Annotated in this window: 18 protein-coding genes and 1 pseudogene; 4 read left to right on the top strand and 15 right to left on the bottom strand. The window is 39.3% G+C overall.

From position 1 onward, the window contains the following. The 7 genes and pseudogenes from MKZ18_RS08840 to MKZ18_RS08810 all read right to left on the bottom strand — a co-directional run bounded on the left by MKZ18_RS08840 (position 1) and on the right by MKZ18_RS08810 (position 6,619). Positions 1–678, bottom strand: a complete 678-nt coding sequence (locus MKZ18_RS08840; protein ID WP_025908871.1) for a response regulator transcription factor — start codon at positions 676–678, stop codon at positions 1–3. An 84-nt stretch (positions 679–762) separates the two neighbouring features. Further along, positions 763–1,648, bottom strand: a pseudogene (gene galU, locus MKZ18_RS08835) (UTP--glucose-1-phosphate uridylyltransferase GalU). After that, on the bottom strand, positions 1,638–2,051 hold the full coding sequence (locus tag MKZ18_RS08830; RefSeq protein WP_239428712.1) for a GtrA family protein: 414 nt from the start codon (positions 2,049–2,051) through the stop codon (positions 1,638–1,640). The pseudogene galU and the gene MKZ18_RS08830 overlap by 11 nt, the downstream one beginning before the upstream one ends. Beyond that, positions 2,044–3,006, bottom strand: coding sequence for a glycosyltransferase family 2 protein (locus MKZ18_RS08825; RefSeq protein ID WP_025908874.1), 963 nt, complete (start codon positions 3,004–3,006; stop codon positions 2,044–2,046). Before MKZ18_RS08825 ends, MKZ18_RS08830 begins: the two co-directional genes overlap by 8 nt. Further along, a complete protein-coding gene (locus MKZ18_RS08820; protein WP_340842565.1) occupies positions 3,007–5,211 on the bottom strand; it encodes a glycosyltransferase family 39 protein in 2,205 nt (734 codons plus the stop codon). A 124-nt stretch (positions 5,212–5,335) separates the two neighbouring features. Then, positions 5,336–6,232, bottom strand: a complete 897-nt coding sequence (locus MKZ18_RS08815; protein ID WP_144594003.1) for a manganese catalase family protein — start codon at positions 6,230–6,232, stop codon at positions 5,336–5,338. A 150-nt stretch (positions 6,233–6,382) separates the two neighbouring features. Beyond that, on the bottom strand, positions 6,383–6,619 hold the full coding sequence (locus MKZ18_RS08810; protein ID WP_025908877.1) for a YuzF family protein: 237 nt from the start codon (positions 6,617–6,619) through the stop codon (positions 6,383–6,385). A gap of 148 nt (positions 6,620–6,767) precedes the next feature. Here MKZ18_RS08810 and MKZ18_RS08805 point away from each other — a divergent pair, with 148 nt between their 5' ends. Next, a complete protein-coding gene (locus MKZ18_RS08805) occupies positions 6,768–7,034 on the top strand; it encodes a diaminopimelate epimerase (protein WP_340842566.1) in 267 nt (88 codons plus the stop codon). A gap of 2 nt (positions 7,035–7,036) precedes the next feature. On the opposite strand, the gene MKZ18_RS08800 is transcribed toward MKZ18_RS08805, so the two are convergent. From MKZ18_RS08800 to MKZ18_RS08780, 5 genes are all read right to left on the bottom strand, one after another. Next, positions 7,037–7,648, bottom strand: a complete 612-nt coding sequence (locus tag MKZ18_RS08800; RefSeq protein ID WP_235932317.1) for a DUF3298 and DUF4163 domain-containing protein — start codon at positions 7,646–7,648, stop codon at positions 7,037–7,039. Between the two features lie 398 nt (positions 7,649–8,046). Beyond that, complete coding sequence (folD, locus tag MKZ18_RS08795; RefSeq protein ID WP_025908880.1) at positions 8,047–8,901, bottom strand: bifunctional methylenetetrahydrofolate dehydrogenase/methenyltetrahydrofolate cyclohydrolase FolD; 855 nt, start codon at positions 8,899–8,901, stop codon at positions 8,047–8,049. A 177-nt stretch (positions 8,902–9,078) separates the two neighbouring features. After that, complete coding sequence (locus tag MKZ18_RS08790) at positions 9,079–10,155, bottom strand: AI-2E family transporter (RefSeq protein WP_025908881.1); 1,077 nt, start codon at positions 10,153–10,155, stop codon at positions 9,079–9,081. A 373-nt stretch (positions 10,156–10,528) separates the two neighbouring features. Continuing rightward, a complete protein-coding gene (gene aldA / locus MKZ18_RS08785; protein ID WP_061786582.1) occupies positions 10,529–11,980 on the bottom strand; it encodes an aldehyde dehydrogenase in 1,452 nt (483 codons plus the stop codon). A 105-nt stretch (positions 11,981–12,085) separates the two neighbouring features. Continuing rightward, on the bottom strand, positions 12,086–13,444 hold the full coding sequence (locus MKZ18_RS08780) for an alpha/beta hydrolase (RefSeq protein ID WP_082802785.1): 1,359 nt from the start codon (positions 13,442–13,444) through the stop codon (positions 12,086–12,088). A 121-nt stretch (positions 13,445–13,565) separates the two neighbouring features. Between MKZ18_RS08780 and MKZ18_RS08775 the strand changes: the two genes are divergently transcribed. Further along, a complete protein-coding gene (locus MKZ18_RS08775; RefSeq protein ID WP_341344534.1) occupies positions 13,566–13,943 on the top strand; it encodes a hypothetical protein in 378 nt (125 codons plus the stop codon). Positions 13,944–13,991: 48 nt separating this feature from the next. Then, the gene (locus MKZ18_RS08770; protein WP_224840366.1) at positions 13,992–14,498 is read left to right on the top strand and encodes a hypothetical protein; all 507 of its coding nucleotides are present in this window, start codon (positions 13,992–13,994) and stop codon (positions 14,496–14,498) included. Positions 14,499–14,532: 34 nt separating this feature from the next. On the opposite strand, the gene gltD is transcribed toward MKZ18_RS08770, so the two are convergent. Then, positions 14,533–16,014, bottom strand: a complete 1,482-nt coding sequence (gene gltD / locus MKZ18_RS08765; RefSeq protein WP_025908886.1) for a glutamate synthase small subunit — start codon at positions 16,012–16,014, stop codon at positions 14,533–14,535. A 16-nt stretch (positions 16,015–16,030) separates the two neighbouring features. Continuing rightward, positions 16,031–20,584, bottom strand: coding sequence for a glutamate synthase large subunit (gene gltB / locus MKZ18_RS08760; protein ID WP_061786197.1), 4,554 nt, complete (start codon positions 20,582–20,584; stop codon positions 16,031–16,033). A gap of 137 nt (positions 20,585–20,721) precedes the next feature. Here gltB and MKZ18_RS08755 point away from each other — a divergent pair, with 137 nt between their 5' ends. Beyond that, a complete protein-coding gene (locus tag MKZ18_RS08755; RefSeq protein WP_025908888.1) occupies positions 20,722–21,624 on the top strand; it encodes a LysR family transcriptional regulator in 903 nt (300 codons plus the stop codon). 38 nt (positions 21,625–21,662) lie between these two features. Here the strand turns inward: MKZ18_RS08755 and MKZ18_RS08750 are convergent, their stop codons facing one another. After that, a complete protein-coding gene (locus MKZ18_RS08750) occupies positions 21,663–22,919 on the bottom strand; it encodes an Nramp family divalent metal transporter (RefSeq protein ID WP_061786198.1) in 1,257 nt (418 codons plus the stop codon). Between the last annotated feature and the right edge of the window lie 27 nt (positions 22,920–22,946).

The raw sequence follows: 22,946 nt of genomic DNA, 5'->3' as shown, positions 1-22,946 counted from the left end.
TTAACACCCTTCTAGTTTATACCCTAGCCCTCGAACAGTTTTAATTTCAATATTTGCCTTAAGACCACTTTGATTTAAGCGCTCACGAATCCTTTTGATGTGGACATCAATAGTTCGTTCATCTCCTTCGTAATCGAAACCCCAAATACTTTGGATAAGCTGGTCTCTTGTGAAGATTTTCCCAGGTGAACTCGCCAATTTAAACAAAAGATCAAATTCTTTTAGAGGAAGGCTTTCAACATAGTCACCAACATGCACTTCAAGTTTCGTACGATCTAATCGTATATTTTCAATATGAACAATATTACTTGCTTCAATTCGATACCTTCTCAAAAGTGCCTTCACTCTAGCAACTAATTCTTCAGGGTTAAATGGCTTGACAACATAGTCATCCGTTCCAATATCAAAGCCTTTTAGCTTATCGTGAGCTTCACCTCTAGCCGTTACCATTAGTACGGGTATATCAAAATACTCTTTAATCTCTCTTGTTAATTCCCATCCATCTTTATAAGGCATCATAATATCTACCACGGCCAAGTCTACTCTAAATTCTTCTAACTTTTGCCACGCTTCTTCTCCATCTCCTGCTTCAATCACTTTAAATCCTTGTGTTTCTAGATAAACTGAAATCAGCTCTCGAATATGCTGATCATCGTCTGCTACTAAAATTTGAATCACGCTGTATTTCCCCCGTCCATTATCATCCTTTATCATGTGACTTTATTATATAAATTAAATATGAATTGAATATGAACAATGCTCTTACTTTGTTTTCAATCGCTCTTGTTGAACAATTTGCTGCAAGTAAGATAAAAATATATTCCGTAAATCTTCTCTTTTTAAAGCCATTTCAACCATTGCCTGTAAGTAACCAACCTTATCACCAATGTCGAAACGACTTCCTTTTAGCCGCACACTAAAAATCTGTTCATACTGAGATAAATCTTTTATCGCATCTGTTAATTGTAATTCATTTCCTACTCCTTTTTCAATTTTTTTTTAGCGACTGAAAAATAGAAGGCGTTAAGATATATCTTCCCATAATGGCTACATTCGATGGCGCTTGCTCAGGTTTTGGCTTTTCCACCACGTCTTCAACTGAATATACATCCCCAACCACAGACCCAGCTTTAATAATTCCATACTTTGATACATCTTCTTTCTTTACTTCTTTAACACCAATAACCGATTGATTTAGTTCTTCATACACCTTTATAAGCTGCTTCAAAGCCGGCGTTTCACCTACCATTACATCGTCACCAAGCAAGACTGCAAAAGGTTCATCTCCAATAAACTTCTCTGCACACAAGATTGCATGCCCGAGCCCTTGAGGCTCCTGCTGCCTGGTATAGTGTACGCTTGCCATCTTCGAAATACGCTGTACATTTTCTAATAGTTCATACTTTCCTTTTTCTACTAGCAGATGTTCTAATTCAACTGACTTATCAAAATGATCTTCGATTGCTTTTTTATGCTTACCTGTAATAAAAATAATGCTTTCAATGCCCGCTTCTACTGCTTCCTCCACAATATACTGCACGGCAGGCTTATCAACGATTGGGAGCATTTCTTTTGGAAGAGCTTTTGTGGCTGGTAGAAACCTAGTACCTAACCCTCCAACCGGAATGACTGCTTTTCTAACGTTCATAGTGTTCCCTTCCTTCCATTGTTTTTGTAAACACATAGCGATTTGTTAGCACAAAATTAATTCCTAAACTACCTATACTTGCAGCCCCTTTACTTACAAAAAGGTTGAAAGAGGCATATTCATGACATAACAGCAAAATAAGCGAACTACAAATGAATGTAACCAAATTGACAACTAAAAATTTAGTAACTTCCTTAACCGTTAAGGGCTCTTTTCGTTGAAACGTCCATTTTCTGTTTAGCGTATAGCTATTTGCAACTCCAGCTCCATAAGATATCCACTGAGCAATTAAATAATACATGCCAAATGACACGAGCACCATGTAGACGCTTAAATCAATTACCGTGTTTAAGACACCAACTGATGAAAACTTTGAAAATGCAAGTAAGCCTTTTTTATTCACGATGAGCAAACTTTCTTATCGGCTGTTGCTTGTATGTTTTTCTCACAATATAAAGCGGACGATTTTTGGCTTCGTCATAAATCCGACCAATATATTCACCAATCATTCCTAAAATCACCAAAGTAAAGCCACTAAACAACAGTTGAATAACAATAAGAGATGACCACCCTGCAATTGTGTTATCCGTAAATAGCTTTAAATATAAAACGATAATAAGATAGACAAAGCCGATAAAAGATAATGCTACGCCAGTATAGGTTGCTAGTTTTAAAGGCTTATATGAAAAGGAAGTAAGGCCATCAAGCGATAATTTCAGCATCTTTTTCAGCGGATATTTTGATTCCCCAGCTGCTCGTTCATCTCGTTCATACTCCAAGGCAATTTGCTTAAACCCAACCCAACTGACAAGACCTCTGACAAATCGATTCTTTTCTTGCAATAGCTTCATTTGATCGCATACTTTACGATCTAGCAAGCGAAAATCTCCCGTGTCTAGAGGGATTTCAATATCAGTCATTGAGCGCAGTAATCGGTAAAACATGGCAGCGGTATGCTTTTTAAAATACGATTCTCCTTTTCTCTTTGTACGCTTCGCATAGACTACGTCGTAACCTTGCTTCCATTTATCAATCATTTGGAGAATCAATTCAGGTGGATCTTGTAAATCTGCATCAATGACTACCACCGCATCTCCCTTGGCATAATCCATGCCAGCAGTAATTGCAATTTGATGACCAAAGTTACGTGCAAAATCTAACAGCATAACTGACGAGTCTTGTTGACTATATTGAATTAAAATATCTGCTGTTTTATCGCGGCTACCGTCGTTCACGAAGAGAAGCTCATACGCTTCTCCTGTGGACTTCATCACTTCTGTTAAACGATGGTAAGTTGTATGAATAACCTCTTCTTCGTTATAAACAGGAATGACAATGGAATATTTAATTGCACTCATTTATTCTTCTCCTTTCACATCAACATAATAGAGTTGTGAAGCCCCTCCACCAGGTCCATCTTGTTGGCTATTCTCATTTTCTTTCCATTCTTCGGAAAGAATCTCTGTGCCGTTCTCCTGAATCCAGCTAATAATGTCAGAGTTTCCACCCATTCCTCGATTTCCAATTAAGAAGTAGTGAACATCTCCACTTGCAACAAGCTTTTCAAGTTCTGTAACTGTTAAAATGGAATCAGCCCCTGAAAAACCTCCCATCGTCATTACGGCTTCGCCCGTTTCAATGATATACGGTGCTGCCGCTGTGGAATCGAGCGTAGCAAATAGGTACTTTGTTCCGTTGCGATTCTTTTCAAGGAACGTAAGAAGAGATTGGTTAATCTGTCCATTCATTCCACGACCGTCATTCCTCTTCTCTCTATTGGTAGAACTCTTTTCATCATTAGGTGCTTCATTCGTATCTACTTGATTGTTATTGTTTATTGAGACGTCTTGTTCATCACCTGGAAATGCCATATCATCCATTTGAGGTAGCTGTTCATCTTGCGAAGACGTTGGACCCGCTTCTGGAAGCATGCTGTTTCCACCATAAAGAATTGGTGTCATTGCCCAGTAAAGTGGACCAATCACAAGCACAATAAGTGCTGCTGTCATCATATACGTATTGATTGCTGATCGCTGTTTCATACTCCCAAGTGCTAAAGCCAATGTAATTCCGATAATCCCCACAGCCAAGATAGATGCAAGACCGATTGTTTCACGATCCGGTAGCATAATGCTAACCTGCAACCCAGCTGTTAATGCAATACCTACCGGTAACAGCCATGACTTCCACCCTTCGAGGCCACGATATGCCTTCCATAAAACGGGGAGTCCTGCTCCTATTACTGCTGCTAACGGCGGTGCTAGCATGATGAGGTAATACTGATGGAAAAATCCTGCAATGCTAAAGAACACAGCTACTGGTACTAACCACGCTAACCAAAATACAGTATGAAGAACTTTCGTGCTTAGGGTTTCTTTTACTCTTGCCCCTCCCAACAAACTGATAATGCTCACAATCGCTAATGGTAAAAACCAGCTAATCTGATCTGCAAGTCCATCTTGAATTAATCGAAACATGCCAGGCGTTCCTGTATTAAATCTTCCAGCGTTTCCTCCACCAGGGTCATTGTTATCTCCGTCCATCTGTGGAGGGGATTGTCCGCCTGGTGCATTTCTAAAATTTGAGTCTTGTCCACTATCTAAGTTTGAGTTTTGCTGATTTTCATTGTCACTTGAATCAGTTGTATTTCCTCCACCTTGCATCCCTTCATTTTCTAATGCTAATTCATCTTGCTTATCACCGCTTGGAGGTATCAGATGCTCACCTTGTTCTTCATTTTGTCCACGGCTTCCTTGGGGGCTACCCCCACCAGACATCTCTCCTGTCAAACGCGAAATACCGTTGTAACCGAGCGCTAGCTCTAATACTGAGTTTGTTTCACTACTTCCAATATAAGGCCTTTTATCTTCTGGAATTAAGTCAACAATTGTTGCCCATGAAAGCGATACAACAATTAGTAGTACTGTCGCTCCAGATAATAAGCTGATTTTTTTCTTCCAGTCAATCTTTGCTGATAGCCAGTAAAATAAATAAAATGCTGGTAAAACCATATAAGCTTGCATCATTTTCATATTAAATCCAACACCAATGAGCACAAACGCTAGAAACAGCCAGCGATGTTTTTTTATGGTTATCGCTTTAAACAGCATCCACGTTGCTAATAATAAGGTAAAAACAAGTAAACTATCGATGTTGTTGGTTCGACTAACGGCTGGAACAATTGGCGTTATAGCCATGGTTAGCGCAGCTATTCGCCCCGCAGCTACACCAAATACTTTTTTTATCATGACGTACAGCAGAATAACTGACCCTACTCCTGCTAACGCTTGAGGCAAAATCACACTCCAACCGTGAAATCCAAAAATCTTAGCACTAATCGTTTGAATCCAAAACGCAACGGGCGGCTTATCCACCGTTACGAACCCCGCTGGGTCAAACGATGCAAAAAAGAAGTTATGCAAATTTTGCATCATGCTTTTGACAGCTGAGGTGTAATACTGGTTGACATATTCATCTTCCCATATATTCGTAAAGTTTAAGGCTACAGCTAGTGTTAAAATCCACACTAACCATTTATCAATTTTTTTCTTTTTTCTATTCATTCTTTCACTCCCTTATTGATTGTAAGGCTAGTGTAATAAACGAATATGAACTGATTATGAACATTCTTCTTAGATTAACTATTTAGGTACAAAAAAAGCAGGTGTAATCTACACCTGCTTACCACTATAACCCTGCGTTACGCTGCAATCGTTTGGCAATCTCTGCGAACTCATCTGGACCGATTCCAGGAGCAAACTCTTCAGTTACCTCTTCTAAGTCTGGAATTTTCCCACCTTTAGGCGTTCCTTCAATGACTTCTAGCTTCCCACCATCTTCTGGGTGCGTACCTTTCCAAATCTTCGCAATTCCCATATAATCAGCATCACTAAATGTATAGAGACGGCGATGAACACCTTGGTCTTCATATTTTCTAGCAGCATCGAACGATTTGTTACTCAAATTTGGAATTGGCACTAGTTTTGTAACATCCACACCGGTTGCGATTTCTAACGCTTTAGCATATGCCACAACGTGAACCCCACCACGAACTAATAAATATCCAATCATTTCACGAGCAACTGGGTTATCTGTCATTTGGTATACCCTCATTTTATGGGTTCTTGCCCCACACTCCAAAAAGAAATTGTGCAATAAATCCAGAATTAAATTTCCACTATTAAAGACATTTTCTCCTGTCCAAGCTTTTCCCATAGAGTCGAATGGATAAGCTGTTTGCGCAGTGGCAATAAAATGCTGGGTATTGCGCACATCCTTTGCATCCTGCATTGGCGTAATGTCTGGATCACCCGGAAACGTAGATCCTTCTAACATAAGATTAATTGTATTGGATACGAGCTCTACATGCCCAAACTCTTCTGCTGTAATGCTCGCAACTAAATCATAAAATGGGCGCAGCTTTTTCTTTGCACGAAAATTAAATGACTGATACATATAGTTGTTTAGCGTAGACATCTCTCCAAACTTACCACCTAATAGCTCTTGTACAGCAGCAGCTGCGTTCGGATCTGGATTTTTCGACTCTGGTAAATCAATTAATAATTTATCAATCCGCTTAAACATAGCGCATTCCTCCACTCTCTCTGAAAAATTCCATCCATTAAGATGTATGAAGTGACAAGGTTGTCTCATTCGCCAAATGAACTTTTACACAAAAACAGTGCACCTCAACCGTTAAACCATCTAACAATTGAGGCGCATTTTTTCTGCTTATTATTCAGGCATAATCCACACAATTTGTTGAATACGTACAAAGAAGCTAGAATCTTTTGATTGAATGACAACGTGATCAATTTTAACATCCTTAACTTTTCCACGTATGTTTCCACGTACGGTTTCAATAACTACTTCTTTCCCCTTGACTGATTCAAGAGTCGCAAATACATAAGGATCGACTTGAGTTACCATATAAGGCGCTTCATAATTACGCTCGTCTTGTTCATAAGTCATCCGTTTATCGTCTCCTTTTTTCTATTGTCGTTTTAATGTATGCATCATTCTTTCAAACATGAACATTTATTAACGTACACACTTATGCTTTACATGGCTTGGTTCTAGTGAATATAATAAAACAAAAATGAAAAAAGGCAGGCTATTTATGAGCGAAGATTATGCATTTCGATTTCATATTAAAGACTCTTATCCAATAGACAAACCTGAGACAAAAGAAGCTTTTGTTTTCACAAAGATTAAAACAAAAGCGGGGGACATACTTTTTGAAGGAGATGTACGCGTGCACGTTACTTCCATTGGGGTATTTCCTGTAGTAAAAGATATTGCAAGTGCCGTATCAAATAAATCGCTTCGTCAGCTGTTAACTGCAGAAGTAAAGCGCTATGTTCGTCCTCACCGAAATTTTTTATAACTTTATCCAAACATTTGACCAAGAGGCCCTTCGTCTGCGATTATATCTTGAATATCATAAATAGAAATAGGAAAGTAAGGAATCCCATATGCATACGGTGCTAAATCATAGAGCTGATAAAATAACATAAGCGACTTATCGGCAATATAAAAGTCTTGATTTGGGTTAATTCCCGTATATTCTCCGAGAACCATAATGTCTCGTTCTTTAATCTGATTCTCCACGAGCTCAGATAAGCGTTTAACATAATTGCTGTCAGGCTTAAATAAATCCTTTAGTTTATATACCTTTCCATTCTTTGTATTAAAGGTGATAGGTACGACAACGGTTAATCCATGTGCACCACCTGAAAAAGCATAGTTTATGAGCGTTAAGCTCAGCACATCACGCTGATTGTTTTTCAATTCATAGTATCCTGTTTCGGTCGTATCAGGGTTTTCCCCGTACCCTTGTTGAACAATTAATTCGTTTGTTCGCTTTAAGAGCTTAGCGTTCATTTTATACTGAACTGCTTGATTAGCCATTCCATGAATGACCGGGTAAACCACGTCTAATTTTGGTTTCACGATGCGCTGAGAATATACAAGAAGCGGCAGCGTAATCAATTTTCTCATCTCCCTTTACACTTGGTTACATCTTAATGTATTCTCCTCACCATCATTATACGACAACAAGAAAGAGTTTGGGACATAACAAAATGATTGCTTCTAAAAGACGAACACTAGCTGTTCCCATCTCTTTGATTTGTCTCAACACGTTCGTTCCATTGCGCTACGGCCACTCGCTTTCCGCGGGGAGGAACCTGAGCTTCCTCGCTGCGCTGCGGGATCTCCGTTTTCCCTCTCTTTCCCGCAGGAGTCGAGTGTCCTACGCTCCATTCCACCCTGTTTCCAACATTGTTTTCACAATCAACCAAAAAACCTGAACGATTAAAAGTTATGAACTCTCAATCGTTCAGGTATAGTAGAGGCTGAACTACTTATGTCTCAGTCTCTTTCTTGTGTCTAGGGTTTCACTTTAAATTGTTAATTGTTTTCGCTGCATCAACTGTATTTTTCAATAGCATCGTAATCGTCATTGGACCAACACCTCCTGGTACTGGTGTAATATACCCTGCTACTTCTTTTGCTGGTTCATAATCAATATCACCAACAAGCTTTCCATTTTCCATCGTGTTCCCAACGTCAATAACGATAGCACCTGGCTTTAAGTCTTCTGCTTTCACTAAGCGTGGTCGACCAACAGCAGACACTAAAATATCAGCTTGCTTGATCATTGCTGATAGGTCTTTTGTGCGTGAATGAGCAATCGTTACCGTTGCATTTTCTTGAAGAAGAAGCATAGCAACCGGCTTTCCAACAATGTTACTGCGACCAATTACAACTGCATGTTTACCTGAAATCTCTTCACCTGAACGCTTGATCAGCTCAATGATTCCGTGTGGTGTACATGGGAGATAGCACTCGTCTCCAATCACCATATTTCCAACACTTACAGGGTGAAAACCGTCTACATCTTTTTTAGGAGAAATCGCGTTTAACACAGCTTTTTCATCAATATGATTTGGTAATGGCAGCTGTACTAAAATTCCATGTACAGCTTCACTTTCATTCAGCTGTTGAATTTCTTGTAATAATTCTTCTTGTGTAATGTTAACATCACGCTTAATTACTTCTGATGCCACGCCAATTTCTTCACATGCTTTTGCCTTAGCTTTCACATAAGAGTGTGAAGCTGGATTATCACCTACTAAGATAACTGTAAGTCCTGGTACAACACCTTGCTCTTTTAATTGTGCGACTTCTTCTTTTAAATCGGCACGTAATTCTGCTGCTACTTCCTTACCTTTAATAATCGTTGCTGTCATGTAAAACGGCTCCTTCCAAATCTTTATCTACGAATTATATTAAATAATCTAACACAAAAGTTCGTATTTTTTCAACATTTTTATAAAAAACTATTATTTTTTTATATATAATTCAAAAATAAACGGATAATATCTACAAAAAAACGTGTATGATATAAATCACACACGTCGCTTGCTCTATTCGTCATCTTCCATTAATCTTCCATAGATATGACTAACAATTACTTTTAACACTGTATAAGTTGGCAGTGCTAATAACAATCCTAAAAATCCAGCTACGCTACCCGCTATTAATAAAAGCAAAATCACGGTTACAGGATGAACGTCAAGCTTTCTTCCCATTACTTGAGGAGAAATTAAGTTACTTTCAATTTGTTGAATAATTAGTACGCCTAAAATAACGTAAAGCGCCATATACGGATCTTGAATTAATCCCATAATGACACCAGGAAGAGTCCCAATAAACGGTCCAATAAACGGAATAAGATTCGTAAATAATGCAATTAACGCTAACACAAGTGCATTATCTAACCCAATTAATAAATACCAAATATAAACGCAAACCCCAACGAACATACTGACAATAATTTGCCCTTGGATAAATGCACTCAATCCTGTATTTATCTTACTTAAAATTCCGTCGATATCATGACGATAGCGCTTTGGTGTCAAACGAACGATGCGCTTAGGTAAGTTTTCTCCATCTTTTAACATATAGAATAGTACAAACGGAACGGTAATAATGACAATAATTGTGCTTGTCAAAACGTCAAAAATCTTTAACGTACTTGTACCAATCGTCGTTGCCATATCCCCCACGTTCCCAAGTATATCAGTCAAGCGCTGCTCTAAATCAAACTTTGTTGCTTCTTCCGCAAAGCGAGCGGTGAACGGTGAATGTTGGAGATCTTTAATTAAATTCATCACGTCTTTCGCGAGCGTTGGTAGATAATTTGCTAAGGACAACAGCTGTTCTTGAATAATAGGATATAAAAATACGATTCCACCGGTTAGAAAACCAATGAATGAAAGAAAAACAAATAGAATCGCTAATGTTTTGGGGACCTTTGCTCTCATAATCAGTCGAACAATAGGGCTAAGTAAGTAATACAAAACCCCTGCGATTAAAATCGGAGCTAATATAGTTGTAATCATAACGCCAATCGGCTGTAAGATATACTGCACTTTTGACAGCATAAATAGAATTAATAATAATAATAAAATTCCTAATCCACTTTTAAAGAAACGCGGCATTTTCACACAATCTACTCCCTAATTTTATCTTAATTTATTTGTTAGCTTTACTAGTTTAAAGATTCACTCCTCCTTACACATGTATAAATATATGTATTTCGTATATACGTAAATACGAACTATATTTCATCTAGTTTCATATTTTTTTAAAATTTTCACATTGTACTTTATCATACCAAATTAACAGGAAAATTCAAGAAATTCGGTCTCATCATACACAAAAAAAGAGCTGGGACATAACCAAATGGTCCTTTTAACTTGTTTCCGGAATGAACAAAAAGATATCCGATCTATCAAAAGTCGTTAACTTCTAATAGTTCGGATATCTCGTTAGCTAAAATATTTATACCCCAGCATAAAATTTGTATAGAGGTTATGAAAAATCTTTATTATATTCCATATAAACTACTTGCGTAACCAGAAAATCTTCTACGCCGTGCTTACCATCCGCTCCTCCTAATCCAGATTGTCTCATACCAGCATGATAACCTTGCATGGCTTCAAAATTTTCTCTATTTACAAATGTCTCACCAAACTTTAATTCGTTTGCTGCTTTCATTGCCTCATGAATATTATCTGTATAGATTGATGAAGAAAGACCATATTTAGAGTCGTTCCCAAGCTCTATGGCTTTATCTAGGTCGTTATAAGTCATAATTGGCAGAACTGGCCCAAACACTTCTTCCTGCATGATTTCCATATCCTGCGTCACGTTCAATAAAACGGTAGGTTCGTAAAAATAACCTTTTTCTTTCTCTAAACGTTTGCCACCTGCTTGAATTTCCGCACCTTGCTTTACTGCATTTTCCACCATCTTTTCTACTGTTTCAAGGCGCTCTTTACTAACAAGCGGTCCCATTTCAACATTTTCATCTGTTAAAGGATTTCCAATTTTCACATTGGACATTTCCTGCGTCATCTTTTTAATAAATTCCTCCGCAACGTCTTCATGAACATAGACACGTTCAGCATTTGTACAAGCTTGACCTGCGTTTGTAAGACGAGATGTTTTAATGCTTTTAACCGCAACGTCTAGATTTGCATGCTTTGTTACGATGGCTGGCGCTTTCCCACCGAGCTCTAGGTTGACTTTGGTAATGTTTTTCGCTGCTGCTTCCATCACTTTTGTACCCGCCGGAACACTTCCAGTCATTGTGACAATGCCTACTTTCGGATTACTGGCCATCGCTGTACCAATTGTAGATCCTGTTCCTGTAATAAAATTATAAACTCCTGCGGGGAGCTCTTTCATGTGTGCAATAATTTTTGTAAATTCAGCAGCTGTGTTTGGTGTTTGTTGACTTGGTTTTAAAACGATGCTACAGCCGGTAATCAATGCTGTCGCTACTTTTCGCGCTAGAATAAACATCGGAAAATTCCACGGCACTATTCCTGCTACAACACCAATCGGACGCTTGTACAAAAAGATGTTTTCATTGCGTTGATCACTTGGAATAATTTCACCTTCAATGCGACGAGCCCATTCTGACATGTAGTAAAAGTACTCAATAGCAGTATCAATTTCTCCTTCAGCTTGATCTTTACTTTTCCCTTGTTCTTCCATAAGCAGCTCCACAAAACGTTCACGCTTTTCTTTTATTTGATTTCCAAGCTTTCGAACCACTTTCCCTCTCTCTGCAGAAGGAACCTTCTCCCACTTTTTTTGTGCTTCGTATGCCGCATCGATTGCTTTGTTTGCATCTTCTTCTGTACCCTTATAAATTTTCGAAATAACTTCTTCTGTAGAAGGGTTTACTACTTCAATCAATTCACTCGATGTTGAGTCTGTATACTGTCCGTTAATATACAATTTATGCGTCATCATTTCAGGCCCACTCCTCGTTATTCATTAAATAGTTAGTATGTTCTTATTGTGTATCTTCCACTCTTTCTGAATTTTAAACATAAAAAAGCAGGGAAGGTATTAAACCTATCCCTGCGTTGTTAATGGATTCATAAATTGCTTTGTTTTTAAATTCGTTATTTTATAAGGTTCAGTAGGTGCGTGAACAAAGTGACTTTCAGGCGGTTCGACCTTTTCCTCTACCCATTGAATAAGCAGCTCGAACGCCTGATATACGTATGGAAGCATGGGTTGAAGCTTACGATTGGGATCCACATGCTCATTCCAAACAAGCCCATCAATATGATTTCCATTTTCAATTACGTAATGACGGTGCCATTTAGCTTTACCTGTTTTTTTTACTAGCTGTTCATAAGGATAAGCATGTACGCGCGGGAAAATAAGGGTATCATATGCTGCCGTTACGCTAATTAAAGGCGCGGTAAGGTCTCCTGTGTTTTCAATTTCTTTCACTTTTTCTTTAACCTTCTTTGGGCGCTTTGCATAACTATACTGTTCAAAGATATCATCACGGGAACGGTCGCGGATACCTTGCTCATTCAAAGCTAAATATTCAGGCCACTGCAGTCTTTTAGGCGCATGAGAATCAAAATGATCTCGGTAAATATTAAGCGTTAAAAACCAATAATATTGATCGTGGTAAGGCCACAAAAATTCGGTTCCTTTAGGTAATCCAGCTTCATATAAAGAATTGACTGCTGCCAAGTTCCCACCATATAGAGCAGCCTTTGCTGACTGAACAACAGTTGTAAGAGATGTAATCAAGTTAGGCTCTTCTGCTCTCCAGAGTACACCTTCCCACTCTACAGCTCCGTTAAAAAGCTTAGGCTCACCGTTTTTCCCGTCGTTTTCTATCGCATACCGAATAACGTAGCCACCATTTGAAATGCCAAGACCATATGTCGGAATCTCAGATGCTACTTGATCCGTCTTACGGTGCGTAAATAAGTATTCTTGAGCATAGCGTACCGTCGCACGAAATTGCCTATTCCATTTAGCAATAGAGGCACATTCTACTGATAGGGCATTTTTTGCTTTTGCAAACGGATCACCTTCTTGCTCCTCTCCAGGTGTCCCTTTATCAGAAGCTACAAACGCATATCCTTTAGCTAGTACGTAGTCACTAAACAATAAATCGGTTGACGTTTCGCCTCGCGTAGCCGGAATACCAGCAGCCACTAGCTTTCCATTCCAATTATCAGGAATTCGCAGAACGATATTCCCATCTTCTACTCTATCTTTGACCTGAACTCCCGTAATCCCTTGAGGTTGATACATATGATACCATCCTGTTTTTTCTTGTTCGCTCCCCCAGGAAACAGGTGCTAAACCGCTATTTCCATCAACGGTTGCCGCTGCAAGCTGAGCGGGGTTTTTCGTTGTCAACCAGTTGTCATTTTTTCCATCAAATACTTGGACATTCACACTATCAATCTCCCGTCATATTTATATGTTATGGATGATTATCTAGGTGAAAACACTATAGTTAAATTTTACCTCTTCCATCATAAAAAGTATAGGTAAAGATTATAGAGGTGGGATAAAGATGATAAACGCTTGGGAACTAAGACTTACTTTTATAAACCCCGCTGCTCAGTCGTATGAAACATGGATAGTATCTGAGTTTGACCTTATTAAAAAACAAAACGTTATATCATACAAAAATCAATGTGCTTCTATACTCGGCTCGTTCACTGTTCCTTCCAATGAGATAACGCCGCTAAAAACTGCAATTGAAGTTGACTTACTAAAAATATTTGATTGCTATTATAGTAGCTTACCCGCTAAAGAAACCTTTCTTGATACACCTATTTATATTAACGTTTTAACAAAAGATTCAGCTTATAGTACATGGAAGTACTTTAAAACACCTCGATATTACTTAGAAAAACTTCACCAGTACACCAACCATCCCGTTTACTAATTGATAAACAATCATTTAATTTATACTAATTGAAAGCGAGTGAAATGGATGTATTATTACCATTGGAGCTACCCAGACTATACTCCAAACTATCATACAATGCCTCAATACACCTACGCTGTACCAACAATCAATACGTCTTACGAAGAACCATATCGATATGACGAGAGTCAGTATGCATACTTGCCTCATCAAGCTGAATTCATACGCGCTACTAAAGACGTAGACCGCGTGATGAAAATCTTAAAAAGGCAATATCGAAGTATCTATCGCGAAGCACAGCGTGGAGGCATGGACGATAAACTAACAGAATATTTGTTTCGTTCAATTGTAAGATTTGTAGATGATAACTATAGTAGCTTTACAGGAACGATTAATCAAAAAGTTGAAAAAGCGTACCGACAGCTTCAACGAAAAGAGCCGTGGATTTTTGAGCTTATGACGTTATACAGCGTGTCCCCTGCTTCACAAGCTCGCATCACCACAACTGTTTTAACCGTCGCTTTCGAGCATCTCCGCAAGAATCCTGGACCTGGCGCACCTAACCCACGCTAAAAAGAGGACTACAGTGTAGTCCTCTTTTTAAACGTTATGGCAGTACAGTAGCTCCCATTAAGTAATGATCTACTTGTTTTGCTACTTCGCGCCCTTCATGAATAGCCCATACAATCAGGCTCTGACCACGACGTGCGTCTCCAGCAGCAAATACCCCTTCAACATTTGTTGTATATTTACCGTACGCTGCAGCCACTTTGTTATTTTTCGTTTCAACACCTAACTGCTCAAGCACAGGTTGCTCAGGCCCCTCAAAGCCAATTGCGATAAAGACAAGCTGAGCTGGCCAAACTTTTTCTGTTCCTGGAATTTCGTTAAATGTATAACGACCGCTTTCATCAACAAGCTTCTCCATTTGAATTGTATGAAGCTCCTTTAAGTTGCCATTTTCATCAGCCACGATTTTTTTTGTTTGAATTGAATACTCTCTCGGATCATCTCCGAACTTTGCTTGAGCTTCTTCATATGCATATTCAAGGTTAAATACTTGAGGGTACTCTGGCCACATGTTATCAGATGTACGTTCTGTTGGAAGCTGAGGATGCTTACCAAATTGAACGACGCTACGACACCCCTGACGTAATGCTGTTGCTACACAGTCTGCTCCTGTGTCCCCTCCTCCAATAACAATTACATCTTTACCTTTAGCATCAATGTACTGACCATCTTTGAAATTGGAATCTAACATACTTTTTGTTGTCGTTGTTAAATAGTTCATCGCAAAATGAATGCCTTTTGCTTCTCTACCCTCAATGACTAAATTACGCTGCTTTTGAGCACCTGTACAAAGGATAACCGCATCGTATTGCTCTTGAAGTTCCTCGCGCGTCACATCTTTACCAACTTCTGTATTTGTGACAAAATCAATACCTTCTTGCGTTAGTAAGCGAATTCTTCTTGCGACTACCTCTTTATCAAGCTTCATATTCGGAATACCATAAGTTAACAAACCGCCAGGACGATCTGCACGTTCATATACAGTGACTGAGTGTCCAGCTTGGTTTAACTGATCTGCACTCGCTAAACCTGCTGGCCCTGAACCGATAATTGCTATCTTTTTACCTGTGCGCTTCTCTGGGATACGTGGTGTAATCCAACCGTTTTCAAACCCTTTATCAATAATTGCTCGTTCAATATTTTTAATTGAAACCGCAGGATCTGAAATAGCTAATGTACAAGACCCCTCACAAGGCGCTGGACAAACGCGCCCTGTGAATTCAGGAAAGTTATTTGTTTTCATTAAACGATCAAGCGCTTCTTTCCACTGACCTCTATATACTAAATCGTTCCATTCTGGAATCAAATTATAAATTGGACAGCCCGATGTAAAAGCGTTAATATCCATCCCCATATGACAAAATGGAGTTGCACAATCCATACATCGTGCTCCTTGTCGACTCAGTGCTTCATCAGATAAAGGAGCAGCATATTCGTTCCAGTCACTTAAACGTTTTAAAGGATCTCTTTCTTTGCCTTTTTCACGTTTAATTTCCATAAATCCTGTTGGTTTTCCCATTTTACTCTCCCCTTTCTTACTGAGCTACTGCTTCTTGTTGTTTTGAAATTGACTTTTTTTCTTGCTGTGCATTTTCTTCAAACGCGCTCATGATTGCTTCCTCTTCAGAAAGCCCCGCTTCTTTTTGTTCTTCAATTCGAGTAATCATACGCTTATAGTCATTTGGAATAACTTTTACAAACTTACTGCTCATTTGTGACCAGTTTTCTAAAATAAACGCTGCTTTTTGGCTATCTGTATATTCAAGGTGACGCTCAATCATCGCTTTTACTTCGTCAGCTTCTTGAGCTTCTAAACCTTCAAAACCAATCATTTCTTGGTTACATAGTTTCTTAAATTCTGCTTTATCATCTGCTAGTACGTATGCAATACCACCTGACATACCTGCACCGAAGTTTTTACCAACAGTTCCCAGAACAACAACTCGACCGCCTGTCATATACTCACAGCCGTGATCACCGATACCTTCTACCACAACATGCGCACCGCTGTTACGAACTGCAAATCGCTCACCTGCTCTGCCACTTACATACGCTTCACCACTTGTCGCACCGATAAACGCAACATTTCCAACAATAACATTATCACCTGAAACGATAGTGGATTGCTTTGGCGCAGATACTGTAATCTTTCCACCTGACAAGCCTTTACCGATATAATCGTTGGCATCTCCTGTTAAATGAAGCGTCATACCAGTTGGAATAAATGCTCCAAAACTTTGACCAGCTGAACCTGAGAAGCGAAGCGTAATCGTATCCTCAGCCAATCCTTTCTCACCATAACGCTTGGTGATTTCACTACCAACAACGGTACCTACCACTCGGTTTGTATTGTGAATATCTAACGAAAGATCCACTTGATATTGCTCTTCAATCGCTTGCTGTACAGCAGGTAAGATTTTTTGCACATCTAGAGACTGGTCAATTTTATGATTTTGCGGCGTCTTAAACGTACGAACACCCTCTACCTGATGTAAAAGTGTTGTCAAATCTAAATGCTGCGCTTTCCAATGTGACTGTGCACGTTCACTAACATGCAGCACATCTGTACGTCCAACCATCTCTTCTACCGTTCTGAATCCTAACTCTGCCATAATTTCACGAACTTCTTGTGCAACAAAGCGCATATAGTTTACGATATGATCTGGCTCACCTAAGAACTTTTTACGAAGCTCTGGATTTTGTGTTGCTACGCCAACAGGACATGTATCTAAATGACAAGCACGCATCATGATGCAACCTAATACAATTAGCGGAGCCGTAGCAAATCCGTACTCTTCTGCACCTAAAAGTGCTGCCATAACAACATCTTTTCCTGTCATTAGCTTTCCGTCTGTTTCTAGCACTACTTTCTCGCGAAGACCGTTTAACATTAACGTTTGGTGAGCTTCTGCTAAACCTAGCTCCCAAGGTAGGCCCGTATGTTTAATACTGGTTTTTGGTGATGCACCTGTTCCACCGTCGTATCCACTAATAACAATTACATCTGCCACACCTTTTGCAACACCAGCTGCAATCGTCCCAACACCTGCTTTTGATACAAGCTTAACGCTAATACGAGCGTTACGGTTGGCATTTTTCAAGTCATGAATAAGCTGAGCTAAGTCTTCAATTGAATAAATATCATGATGTGGCGGAGGAGAGATTAAGCCTACTCCCGGAGTAGATCCACGTACATCTGCAACCCATGGGTATACTTTGTTCCCAGGCAGCTGTCCACCTTCTCCTGGCTTAGCGCCTTGAGCCATTTTAATTTGCAACTCATCAGCATTCACTAAATAGTGACTTTTCACACCAAATCGCCCTGATGCAATTTGTTTAATGGCACTGCGACGGTTATCACCGTTTTCATCAAGCTCATAACGTCTTGGATTTTCTCCACCTTCACCACTATTGCTTCTAGCACCTAATTTATTCATCGCAATTGCTAATGCTTCGTGTGCTTCTTCACTCAAAGAACCAAACGACATAGCACCTGATTTAAATCGCTTGACAATAGAATCCACAGATTCTACTTCATCGATTGAAAGAGCTGGGCGTTCTTGTTTAAAGGCAAAAAGGTTACGTAAGAACCCGATACGCTCTTCGTTTGCAGCTTCTGAAAACTGCTTAAATAAATCATAGTCACCTTTTCGACAAGCCCATTGTAAGGTATGAATCGTTTTCGGGTTAAACGCATGATGCTCACCTGTTTTTCGCCATTGGAAGTCACTTCCTGACTCTAAAGTCTGTTCGTACGCTTCAGCATAAGCTGCTTCGTGTCGTGTGCGCGCTTCTTTTCCAATGACATCTAAGCCAATTCCTCCTAACTGAGATGCTGTACCTGTAAAGTAAGCTGCAATAACTTCTTCACCGATTCCAACTGCTTCAAAAATTTGAGCTCCTCGGTAACTTTGCACAGTAGAAATCCCCATTTTAGACATTACTTTTACAACGCCTTCGGTAACTGCTTTTACATATTTCGTTACTGCTACTTGATAAGAAGTTTTTAAATTGCCAGCTGCAATTTCATAATCATACGTTGCAAACGCTAAATAAGGATTAATTGCATCTGCTCCATAACCAATTAAAGCTGCAAAATGATGAACTTCACGAACTTCTCCAGATTCAATAACTAAGCTGACTTTTGTACGACTACCACGACGAATTAAATGCTGGTGAAGAGCACTTGCAACTAATAAAATTGGCATTGGTGCACGGTTTGCATTAATCTCTCGATCACTTAAGATTAAAATACTAGCACCCTCTACGATTGCTTTTTCTGCATCGTTAAATAAATCTTCTAAAGATGCTTTCAAATCATCCTTAAATACCGTTGAAAGAACAGCACTCTTGAAACCTTTAATGCTATCTTCTTTTAATGTTTGAAGCTGTCCATTCGTTAACACTGGTGTTTCTAGCTGGATGCGACGACTATTTTCTTTTGTTGGGTGTAGCAAATTGCCCTCTGCACCTAGCAGCGTCATTGTTGACGTCACCAGCTGCTCACGAATTGCATCAATCGGTGGGTTCGTTACTTGTGCAAACAACTGTTTAAAATAGTTGAATAAGGACTGAGGACGATCTGAAAGAACTGCAAGTGGCGTATCATTCCCCATTGAACCTAACGGATCTTTTCCTTCGTTCACAACCGGCAGTAAATATTTATGAATATCTTCATACGTATAGCCAAACGCTTTTTGACGAACAACTAAGTCATCAAAAGATTCTGGCTTTTCATCAGCTGAAGCAGCTAACTTTACCATCTGCTCATCTAACCACTGCTGATACGGTTCCGCTTGCGCCATTTCAGCTTTAATTTCTTCATCTGAAATGATGCGTCCTTCTTCTAAATCAATTAACAACATTTTCCCTGGGCTTAAACGCTCTTTATAAAGAACATTGTCCTCTTCTACTGGAATAACCCCTACTTCAGAAGAAAGGATAATATAGTCATCTTTTGTCACATAATAACGCGCTGGACGCAATCCATTTCTATCTAAAATTGCACCAATTTGTTTTCCATCAGTGAATGAAATAGCAGTCGGTCCATCCCACGGCTCCATAAGAGCACTATGGTATTCATAAAATGCGCGCTTCTCATCAGACATATGAGGATTTTCAGTCCAAGGTTCTGGAATCATCATCATTGCAGCATGCGCTGGCTTTCTACCTGCTAACACAAAGAATTCAAGCGCATTATCTAGAATGGACGAATCGCTACCTTCACTATCTAAAATTGGCAGTATTTTATGAAGATCTGAACCAAAAGCTTCTGATACGAACTGCTGCTCACGTGCTTTCATCCAATTTTGATTTCCACGAAGCGTATTAATTTCTCCATTGTGAATTAAATAACGGTTTGGATGCGCGCGCTCCCAGCTTGGAAACGTATTTGTACTAAAGCGTGAGTGTACTAAAGCAAAAGGAGATGTAAAGTTTTCATCTTGTAGGTCAAGATAAAATGCATCTACTTGCTCTGGTGTTAATAAACCTTTATAAACAATCGTTCTGCTAGATAAGCTTGAGAAGTAAACGCGATTTTTACGCTCTGCTGCCCAATATTCAGCTTGTTTACGAATAATATATAGTTTGCGTTCAAACGCTAAATCATCTGTAATACTTTCATCTGCACCAATAAATACTTGGCGCACGTGCGGACAGCTTTCCTTTGCTACTTTTCCGATTTTTCCGACATTTGTTGGTACAGTTCTCCAGCCTACAAGCGTTTGTCCTTCTTGTTCAATTAAAGCATTGATATACCCTTCAATTTCTTTTTGTTCTTGCTCATTATTTGAGAAAAAGATCATACCTACACCGTAGCGACCTTTTTGAGGTAATGAAAAATCAGTACATGCTTTTGTGAAAAAGTCATGTGGAATTTGAACCATTAGTCCCGCTCCATCACCCGTTAGCGGATCACTTCCTTGACCACCGCGATGATCGAGTTGACAAAGCATATTTAGTCCTTTTTTTACGATGTCGTGCGATGCCACTCCTTTTAAGTGTGCATATAATCCGATTCCGCATGCATCGTGCTCAAACTCAGGACGGTAGAGACCTTGAGCTTTCGGCATTTGATTGTATGTCATATTTTTCTCCCCCGTTCGTTTTCTTTATCTATTTATTAAGACCACTTGTTTATATTTTAAGTTTTCAAATTAATATAAACAATATATAATTTAGATGAAACCAATCTCATTTTGATATATAGAAAAGGAGTAAGCCGATGGAACTTAGACAATTACGCTATTTTATGGAAGTTGCCAGACGTGAGCACGTATCTGAAGCAGCTGAACATTTACATGTTGCGCAGTCTGCTATCAGTCGACAAATTGCCAACTTAGAAGATGAACTGGGCGTGGAGTTATTTCAAAGAGAAGGAAGAAATGTAAAGTTAACGTCGATTGGAAAGCTGTTTCTAGAACATACAGAAACGGCCATGAAAGCAATTGATTACGCAAAGGAACAAGTGGATGAATATTTAGATCCTGAGCGAGGAACGATTAAAATTGGATTTCCTACCAGTCTATCAAGTCATCTATTGCCTACGATTATATCTGCGTTTAAAGAGAATCACCCAAACGTCGCTTTTCATTTAAGACAAGGGTCTTATAAATTTCTAATTGAATCCGTTAAGAAGCGGGATATTAATATTGCGTTTTTAGGCCCTGTACCAGTAGACGATGAAGATATTGAAGGGCACATTTTATTTACAGAAAAGATACTGGCACTTGTTCCTTCAAGTCATCCTTTAGCAACACAGGAAAATTTACGCCTCCGCGATTTACGTAACGAAGATTTCGTTTTATTCCCAAATGGATTTGTGCTTCGTAAGATTGCCGTAGATGCTTGTAAGCAAGCTGGGTTTATGCCAAATATCTCATCTGAAGGTGAAGATTTAGACGCAATTAAAGGGCTAGTCTCTGCAGGTATGGGAATTACACTTTTACCTGAAAGCACCGTTTCTGAAACAACGCCCAGGTTTACAACAAAGATTCCTATTCACACACCTGAAGTAAAACGAACAGTCGGAATGATTATTCCAAGAAACCGAAATTTAGCACCTTCTGATCAAATTTTTTATGAGTTTGTTAAATCCTTTTTCGCTATGTTAGAACAGTATAAATGAAGAAACTCTTCATTTATACTGTTCTATTTTATATATGCTTAAAAAATATTAAGTAGTTCGTTTACCATTAAGACAATAAACAATAAAATACAGACAGCTAGCATGATGTTATTCCATAACGGATTACGATACTGTTTTTCTACTCGCTTTGAATTTAAAAGCCAAAGTAGCGACAGAGCTAAAAATGGCATAAATAACGCTCCTAACGCCCCGTATGCCATAATAAGGCCAACAGGCTTTCCAATAAACAATAAAAGCATGGAAGGAAATGTTAACCAGATTAAATACGCACGGTATGGTTTGGTTTTCTCCACGACGACCCCTGGATTTTTCGCCTCTTTTTTCATAATGCGAACAAAATCAGCAAATAGATATGGTACACCGTTCCATACCCCTAACAATGACGTAAAGGAAGCTGCCCAAAAACCGATTAAAAACAGCCAGCGCATCGGTTCATTAAAGCGCTCGCCTAGCATACTCGATAACTGAATAAGACCTTGTTCACCACTCAACGTTATGCCTGTCCCAAATAAAAACTCCGCTCCTACTACGAGAAGAGACAGCGTAAAGATAGCGGTTACAATATAAGCAACAGCTGAATCAAGGCGCATAATTGAAATCCACGAACGATGGTTCCAGCCTTTTTCACGAATCCAGTATCCGTAAGAAGCCATTGTAATAGAACCACCTACTCCTCCAATTAAAGCTAGAGCGTTCATCAGCGATCCTTCAGGTACTTTTGGTACCATGCCTCCAGCAAGTGCTGTTAAATTTGGAGATAGTAATATGGCAGTGCCTACAACCGTAACAAACATGATGCCAACAAAAACAGTCATTAGCTTTTCAACCAATGCATATCTCCCATTCCAAACTAATAAAAAACCAATAAGTGCATGAATAATAGCCCAAGCCCAAAGCGGGAGCTGAGGAAATAACGCATGCATGGCTAAGGCACATGATGATGAAACAGCAGCTCCAAATACAAACCCCCAAAGGACTGAATACACTCCAAAATAGCTGGTAGCCCATTTCCCCATTGAATTCCAGCCTTCTAAAATAGTTTGTCCAGTTGACAATTGCCATCTTCCTACGCCTTCATTTAAGTAGTACTTTAAAATGGCCCCTACTACAATAGCCCATGCGAACGTCATCCCAAGCGTCGCCCCCGCTACTAATGCGGCTACTAAATCCCCTGCTCCTACACCCGTTGCAGCCGTAATCAATCCCGGACCTACTTTTGAAAGTCGACTCCTCAGCCGAGTAGGTGCTTCATTCGTATGTAATTCTACAGTCATACAATTCCCTCCTTTGTTTTACTAGAC

The organism is Priestia sp. FSL W8-0001 (genome assembly GCF_038050335.1).
GTDB classification, from domain to species: domain Bacteria; phylum Bacillota; class Bacilli; order Bacillales; family Bacillaceae_H; genus Priestia; species Priestia flexa.
Note: the sequence above shows the minus strand (reverse complement) of the source record. Positions and strands in the feature narration are given on the sequence as shown.

What these genes read in the sequence shown, in the direction of transcription:
- MKZ18_RS08825 (WP_025908874.1), bottom strand. Translation starts at nt 3,006, where the DNA reads ATGAGTGCAATTAAATATTCCATTGTCATTCCTGTTTATAACGAAGAA.
- MKZ18_RS08820 (WP_340842565.1), bottom strand. Translation starts at nt 5,211, where the DNA reads ATGAATAGAAAAAAGAAAAAAATTGATAAATGGTTAGTGTGGATTTTA.
- MKZ18_RS08815 (WP_144594003.1), bottom strand. Translation starts at nt 6,232, where the DNA reads ATGTTTAAGCGGATTGATAAATTATTAATTGATTTACCAGAGTCGAAA.
- MKZ18_RS08810 (WP_025908877.1), bottom strand. Translation starts at nt 6,619, where the DNA reads ATGACTTATGAACAAGACGAGCGTAATTATGAAGCGCCTTATATGGTA.
- MKZ18_RS08805 (WP_340842566.1), top strand. Translation starts at nt 6,768, where the DNA reads ATGAGCGAAGATTATGCATTTCGATTTCATATTAAAGACTCTTATCCA.
- MKZ18_RS08800 (WP_235932317.1), bottom strand. Translation starts at nt 7,648, where the DNA reads ATGAGAAAATTGATTACGCTGCCGCTTCTTGTATATTCTCAGCGCATC.
- folD (WP_025908880.1), bottom strand. Translation starts at nt 8,901, where the DNA reads ATGACAGCAACGATTATTAAAGGTAAGGAAGTAGCAGCAGAATTACGT.
- MKZ18_RS08790 (WP_025908881.1), bottom strand. Translation starts at nt 10,155, where the DNA reads ATGCCGCGTTTCTTTAAAAGTGGATTAGGAATTTTATTATTATTATTA.
- aldA (WP_061786582.1), bottom strand. Translation starts at nt 11,980, where the DNA reads ATGATGACGCATAAATTGTATATTAACGGACAGTATACAGACTCAACA.
- MKZ18_RS08775 (WP_341344534.1), top strand. Translation starts at nt 13,566, where the DNA reads ATGATAAACGCTTGGGAACTAAGACTTACTTTTATAAACCCCGCTGCT.
- MKZ18_RS08770 (WP_224840366.1), top strand. Translation starts at nt 13,992, where the DNA reads ATGTATTATTACCATTGGAGCTACCCAGACTATACTCCAAACTATCAT.
- gltD (WP_025908886.1), bottom strand. Translation starts at nt 16,014, where the DNA reads ATGGGAAAACCAACAGGATTTATGGAAATTAAACGTGAAAAAGGCAAA.
- gltB (WP_061786197.1), bottom strand. Translation starts at nt 20,584, where the DNA reads ATGACATACAATCAAATGCCGAAAGCTCAAGGTCTCTACCGTCCTGAG.
- MKZ18_RS08755 (WP_025908888.1), top strand. Translation starts at nt 20,722, where the DNA reads ATGGAACTTAGACAATTACGCTATTTTATGGAAGTTGCCAGACGTGAG.
- MKZ18_RS08750 (WP_061786198.1), bottom strand. Translation starts at nt 22,919, where the DNA reads ATGACTGTAGAATTACATACGAATGAAGCACCTACTCGGCTGAGGAGT.